Annotated in this window: 6 protein-coding genes; 2 read left to right on the top strand and 4 right to left on the bottom strand. The window is 62.0% G+C overall.

Translation table 11 applies throughout. From position 1 onward, the window contains the following. The coding region (locus AC1D1P_RS11835) for a helix-hairpin-helix domain-containing protein (RefSeq protein WP_477673106.1) at window positions 1-1669 on the top strand (1669 nt) is incomplete at its 5' end. Between the two features lie 76 nt (window positions 1670-1745). Here AC1D1P_RS11835 and AC1D1P_RS11830 read toward each other — a convergent pair. Next, the gene (locus AC1D1P_RS11830; RefSeq protein ID WP_477673105.1) at window positions 1746-2843 is read right to left on the bottom strand and encodes an NAD(P)H-dependent flavin oxidoreductase; all 1098 of its coding nucleotides are present in this window, start codon (window positions 2841-2843) and stop codon (window positions 1746-1748) included. Next, window positions 2840-3448 carry a glutathione transferase GstA gene (gstA, locus tag AC1D1P_RS11825; protein WP_477671678.1) on the bottom strand — a complete coding sequence of 203 codons (609 nt, stop codon included), beginning with the start codon at window positions 3446-3448 and terminating at the stop codon, window positions 2840-2842. Before gstA ends, AC1D1P_RS11830 begins: the two co-directional genes overlap by 4 nt. Window positions 3449-3573: 125 nt before the next feature. Here gstA and AC1D1P_RS11820 point away from each other — a divergent pair, with 125 nt between their 5' ends. Beyond that, window positions 3574-4485, top strand: coding sequence for a LysR family transcriptional regulator (locus tag AC1D1P_RS11820; RefSeq protein WP_477673104.1), 912 nt, complete (start codon window positions 3574-3576; stop codon window positions 4483-4485). Window positions 4486-4540: 55 nt separating this feature from the next. Here the strand turns inward: AC1D1P_RS11820 and AC1D1P_RS11815 are convergent, their stop codons facing one another. Both AC1D1P_RS11815 and AC1D1P_RS11810 read right to left on the bottom strand, forming a co-directional pair. Next, a complete protein-coding gene (locus tag AC1D1P_RS11815) occupies window positions 4541-5020 on the bottom strand; it encodes a response regulator (protein ID WP_457282734.1) in 480 nt (159 codons plus the stop codon). Then, a partial coding sequence (locus AC1D1P_RS11810) for a hybrid sensor histidine kinase/response regulator (protein WP_477673103.1) occupies window positions 5017-6123 on the bottom strand: 1107 nt, incomplete at its 5' end. The genes AC1D1P_RS11815 and AC1D1P_RS11810, both read right to left, overlap by 4 nt.

Genomic DNA, 6123 nt, shown 5'->3' with positions numbered 1-6123 from the left:
GGGCAAGCTCACGCGGCTGGTGCCGGTGCAGCCGGCTTCGATGGAAGACCGCCGCATCATCCAGTGGGACAAGGACGACCTGGAGGCCATGGGCCTGCTGAAAGTGGATGTGCTGGCGCTGGGCATGCTGTCGGCCATCCGGCGCTGCCTGGCGCTGGTGAATGGGGCACGAGGAAGCCAGTTGGAGATGCATCAGATCGAGCCGGACGACACACCCACCTACGACATGATTTGCGAAGCCGATACGGTGGGCGTTTTCCAGATTGAAAGCCGGGCCCAGATGTCCATGCTGCCGCGCCTGCAGCCGCGCAATTACTACGACCTGGTGGTGGAAGTCGCCATCGTGCGGCCGGGGCCCATCCAGGGCGGCATGGTGCACCCGTACCTGAAGGCGCGCGACAAAAAACGGCGGGGTGAAGATGTCGTGCCGGAATACCCGGCGCTGAACCCGGCCCTGGAGCGCACGCTGGGCATTCCGATTTTCCAGGAGCAGGTCATGCAGATCGCGATGATCGCCGCTGACTTCACGCCCGGAGAGGCCGACGATTTGCGCCGCTCCATGGCAGCCTGGAAGCGTAAGGGCGGGGTAGACCGCTTTCATGGCCGCCTGGTCAATGCGATGGTCAACAACGGCTACAGCGCTGAATTTTCAGAGCGCATCTTCAGCCAGATATTGGGCTTCGGCGACTACGGCTTTCCGGAAAGCCATGCCGCCAGTTTTGCCAAGCTGGTCTACGTGAGCTGCTGGCTCAAGCGCCATGAGCCGGCTTGTTTTCTCGCGGCCATGGTCAATTCGCAGCCCATGGGTTTTTACACACCGTCCCAGCTGGTGCAAGACGCGGTCCGCCACCAGGTGGAGGTGCGCGCAGTGGACGTCATGCACAGTGAATGGGACTGCACGCTGGAGCCGCAGGGTGTGCTGACTGCAGGGACGCAGCCGGCAGTGCGCCTGGGCCTGCGCCTGGTGGCCAGCTTGCGCGAGGAGGCCGCCTTGCGCCTGGTGGATGCGCGGGCGCAAGCGCCTTTCACGTCGACGGAAGACTTGGTGTCGCGCGCCCGGCTCAATACGCTCGAAATCAATGCGCTGGCCGCCGCCGATGCCCTACTGCCCCTGTCGGGCCACAGGCGCCAGCAGGTGTGGGACGCTTCAGCCATCAAACTGGCGCCGCGCCTGCTCAAATCGGTACCCACGCACGAAACGCCGCTGGCCTTGCCCGACACACCCGAGGGCGAAAACATTTTGTTCGACTACCAGGCCACCGGCCTCACGCTGCGGCGCCACCCGGTGGCCCTGCTGCGGGAAAGGCTGGCACGCAAAGGCCTGCTGAGCGCCAGCGAGCTCAATGCCTTGCCCGACGGCGAAGAGGTGGCCGGCTGCGGCATCGTCACTGTGCGCCAGCAGCCGCAAACCGCCAAGGGCACCATCTTTGTCACACTGGAAGACGAGACCGGGCCAGTCAATGTGATCATCTGGAAATCGCTGCGGGAGGCGCAACGCGGCGAGGTGCTGCACGCCCGGCTGCTGGCGGTGTATGGCACGTGGCAGCGCAGTGAAGAACGCGGCAGCGCCAAAGGTTACGGCGCGGTGCGCAACCTGGTGGCGCATCGGCTCGAAGACCTCACGCCGATGCTGGGGCGGCTGGGCACATCGAGCCGCGATTTCCATTGAGGTGACTGCACCTCAATCAGGCACCTTCAGTCAATCCATCGTCATGCGCTGTCATCAGACAAATCCTGCTTGAGGGTCAGACTGACCCGGCAATCCGTTTTAGCGCGTCGTCGGTTTGCTGCTGCAGCGCCTGCATCAGCGAGCTCGCATCCCGGTGCCTGAGCAGTGGTGCGGCCTGACCGGACCAAAGCGACATCAAGTCTGTTCTGCCCTGGCCAATGGCCGCCGGTTTCATCTGGCCTGTCAGCCAGTTCTGGACCGGGTAGGGCGCAATGTGACCTTCATGCGCCTTCAGCTCGTTCATGAAGCGGTTTTCAATGCCTCGCGCCAGGCGCCCGCTGAAGGCGCGGGTGAGGGCGGTGTACCTGGCGTCGGCGCTGAATAGCTTTTCGCGGTGGATGTCACTGGCAGATGACTCGACGCAGGCCAGGAAAGCTGTGCCGATCTGCACGCCCTGGGCACCCAGCGCCAGGGCTGCTGCAATACCGCGCCCATCCGCAATGCCGCCTGCGGCAATGACCGGGGCCTTGATCGCGTCGACCACCTGGGGGATCAGCGCCAGTGTGCCGGTGAGCGAGTTTTCGGGCGGGCGGAGAAAGGACACGCGGTGCCCGCCAGCCTCAAAGCCGGTTGCCACCACCATGTCGACGCCGGCACTGTCTAGCGCTATCGCCTCTTCAGGCGTTGTGGCGGCGCCCACGGTCACGATATCAAGCGCCTTGCATTGGCGCAGGATGTCCAGCGACGGAATGCCGAATACAAAACTGAACACGGCGGGCCGGGCCGCCAGCAGGCCCTGCACCTGGTCTTCGTAGCGCGGGCTGAAACGTTCAGGGCGGGCCGGCAAGGGTTCACCGAGTTCCTTGAAGTAGGGCGCGAGCAGCGCCAGGTGCTGCTCGAACTGCGCATCTGTGAGCGGCGGGTCCTCGCTCTTTTCATGCGGCACCCACAGGTTCAAGGCGAAAGGCCGTTTTGTTTTCAGGCGTATGGCCTGGGCCGTCTCTTCAATTTGCGCGCCTGTCAGGTGATGCACCCCAAACGAGCCCAGCCCACCGCTTTCACAGACCGCCGCGGTCAGCGCCACCGAGGAAAGGCCCCCTCCGAAGGGTCCCTGCACAATCGGCGCCGTCAAGCCCAGCCTTTGGGTCAGGGCCGTGGTTTTCCAGCGGCTCATGCCAGCAGCCCTTCGGCCTTCAGGGCCTCGCGCACGGCGGGCCGGCCGGCGACACGTGCCAGGAAGTCCTGCAGATGCTTCAGGTCCGCCAGGTCCAGCGACACGTACTTGGCCCAGCCTGTGACGGCAAACAAGTAGGCATCGGCCACAGTGAAGGACTGGCCGAGCAAATAGTCTTTGGACTGCAGCTGGGTGTTGACCCATTCGTATTTTTTGCGCAGAACGCTGGCCAGGGTTTTTTTGGCGCTGCCGTCCAGCTCCGGGTTGAACAGCGGCGTGAAGGTCTTGTGGAGCTCCGAGGTGATGTAGTTCTGCCACTCCATCACGCGGTAGCGGTCCATGCTGCCGGCGGCTGGGAGCAGGTCGGCGCGGCCTGCCTTGTCGGCAAGGTATTGGGCAATGATGGGGCCTTCTGTCAGGCGCTCGCCGCTCTCGAGCTCCAGCAGCGGCACGGCACCCTTCGGGTTGATGGCGTAGTAGTCGGCTCCGTCTGCGGTGGTGTGGGTGCCTGTGTCAACTTTTTCAAGCTTGAAGGCCTGCTGCGTTTCTTTCAGAACGATGTGGGGTGCCAGTGAGCAGGCGCCAGGAGAGAAAAACAGTTTCATGGGATTCCTTGAGCAAGTTAGTTGGGAAGGCCTCATGCTATTGATGATGTTCATGGAGATAAATGGAGGTTGATTAACTTCATAAGTTACATGGCGTAATAGATAATCCATAGAAAATCAAAACCATGAGCCGTCAATTTGATGATCTTCAGCTGGGAAGCATTGAGCTTTTTTGCCTTGCGGCAGAGCTCAGCAGCTTCACGGCGGCGGCAACCAGTGCCGGCCTCACGCCCGCTGCCGTGAGCCGCTCGGTGTCGCGTCTGGAGGAAAGGCTGGGCGTGCGGCTCTTCACGCGCACGACGCGGCAGATACGGCTGACCGAGGCCGGCCGCGCTTATTTTGAGCAGGCGCGGCAGGCCCTGGGGCAGCTGGTGGAGGCCGAGCGCGAAGCCACGGGTCAGCAATTGGTGCCTGCCGGCGTGCTGCGCATCAGCCTGCCCACGCCTTACGGGCATTACCGCGTGCTGCCTCTGCTGCCGGCTTTTCGGGCTCTCTATCCAGCCGTGCAGGTTGAGGTCAACCTGAGCAACCGCAATGTCAACTTTGCCGAAGAGGGCTACGACCTGGCCATACGCGGGCGCGCACAGCCCGACTCAGGCCTGGTCGCGCGCAAGCTGGAAGATGCCGCGCTGGTGGTGGTGGCTGCGCCTTCGTACCTGCAGCAGGCGGGAACCCCAACCTCGCTGGAGGTCTTGCAGCAGCATGACTGCATCCAGTTTTTGTTGCCCAGCAGCGGGCAGAAAATTCCGTGGCTGTTCAGCGATGCAGGCAAGGCGCTGGAGGTGGCGACCAGCGGTGGATATTGCTGCTCGGAAGACCTGCTGGGTGGGGTGACGCTGGCCCGGCATGGCGCGGGCCTGCTGCAGACTTACCGTTTTATCGTCGAGGAAGACTTGCGCCAGGGCCGGCTGCAAGAGGTGTTGCAGCCTTTTGCGGGGCGGTCCCGGCCATTTTCACTGCTGTACCCGCATGGTCGGCACGTGCCCTTGCGGGTGCGCTTGTTCATCGACTTCCTGCTTGAAAAGCTCAAGCAGTAAATGCGGGCCGCAGACTAGAGGGATGAGCCTGGCCGCCTGGTCCAGCCAGACGCTATTAGCGGCTTCGCGCTTCGTCGGTTTCTGCGGTGCTCTGTTGCATGGCCAGCTCCAGCAGCTTGCTGTAGTTTTCCAGCTTTTTATACAGCAGGCGCACTTCCAGCGCATTGTGGATGCGCGTCTTGACTTCGACCAGGTCAAACGGTTTGCTGATGAAATCCTTGGCGCCGGCCTGCAAGGCGCGCAGCTTGTGGGCCGGCTCCGCGGTCAGCACGATGACAGAGAGGTATTTGTCGTGCTGGTCTTCCTTGAGTGCTTCCATCACCTGGAAGCCGTCCATGCCGGGCATTTTCAGGTCGAGCAGGATCAGGTCGTAGCGGTGCTCTGCGTGCAGCGCGGCTACCTCCAGCGAATTCATGGTGGATCTGACCTGGGTATAGCCGGCGCCTGCCAGCAACTGCTCGAGTAACTGCACATTGACGGGCTGGTCGTCCACCACCAGGATGCTGCCGTTCAGGATGTCGAATTCGGTGTTCATGCGGTTTTTTCCGGCACGGGGGCCTGCATGGACTTTGTTTTGGAAAATGCCAGCGCCAAATCCAGGGTGTCCATGAACTCATTGATCCTGATGGGCTTGGTGAGGTAGCGAAAGAAGCCGGCTTCCATGCCTTTTTCAATGTCACGAGGTATGGCATTGGCGCTGAGCGCCACCACCGGAATGTGTGCAGTCAACGGATCGGCACACAGAATCTGTACCGCCTTGATGCCGCTGATGCCCGGCAGGTTGATGTCCATCAGGATGATGTCCGGCTGCGAGGCCTTGGCCATCGCGATGCCGCTGATGCCGTCACGGGCCGACAGCAGCCGGATGTCGGAGCGGCGCGCGATGAGGTCTTCCACCAGCATCAGGTTGGCCGGGTTGTCTTCTACATACAAAAGGGTGTGGGCGCGGGGATCTGTAGGCACCTGGCGTTGCAAGGCCGGGGCCAGGGTTGCCAGTTCGGGGTGGAATTCCCGCTGTTCGGTGACGTCCATTTCAATCCAGAACACACTGCCTTTTCCGACAACGCTTTCCACGCCGATGACGCCACCCATCAGCTCAACCAGCCGCTTGGTCATTACCAGGCCAATGCCCGTGCCCTGTTCGGTATTGGCCTCCTGGCCCAGGCGATTGAAAGGCTGGAAGAGCTGGTCGATCTTGGCCGGATTCAGGCCTTCGCCCGTGTCCTCAATGCAGATACGGATGCGCTTTTGCGGCAGATCCACGCAGTTGAGCACGACTGTTCCGCTGCTGGTGTTGTATTTGATGGCGTTCGACAGCAGGTTGATCAGTACCTGCTTGAGCCGGGTGCGGTCGGCATTCACGAAGCAGGGCACAGGGAATTTCGGAAACGTCACGGTAATGCCGCGTTTGCCGGCCTGTGACTCGACCATCGTTTCGCATTCAAGCATGACCTCGGCCAGCGACACAGGTTCCAGCGACAGCGACAGCTTGCCGGACTCGATCAATGCCAGGTCCAGGATTTCGTTGATCAGCTCCAGCAGGTACCAGCCGGCCTGGAGAATCTGGTCCACACTGCGTTTTTGCGAGGGCGTTGGCTGGGGCGTGCCGGATTCGATCAGCTGCGCAAATCCGAGAAT

The organism is Polaromonas sp. P1_E1_2, from assembly GCF_056406035.1.
The sequence above is the reverse complement of the archived record's forward strand: the minus strand, read 5'-3'. Positions and strand labels throughout refer to the sequence as shown.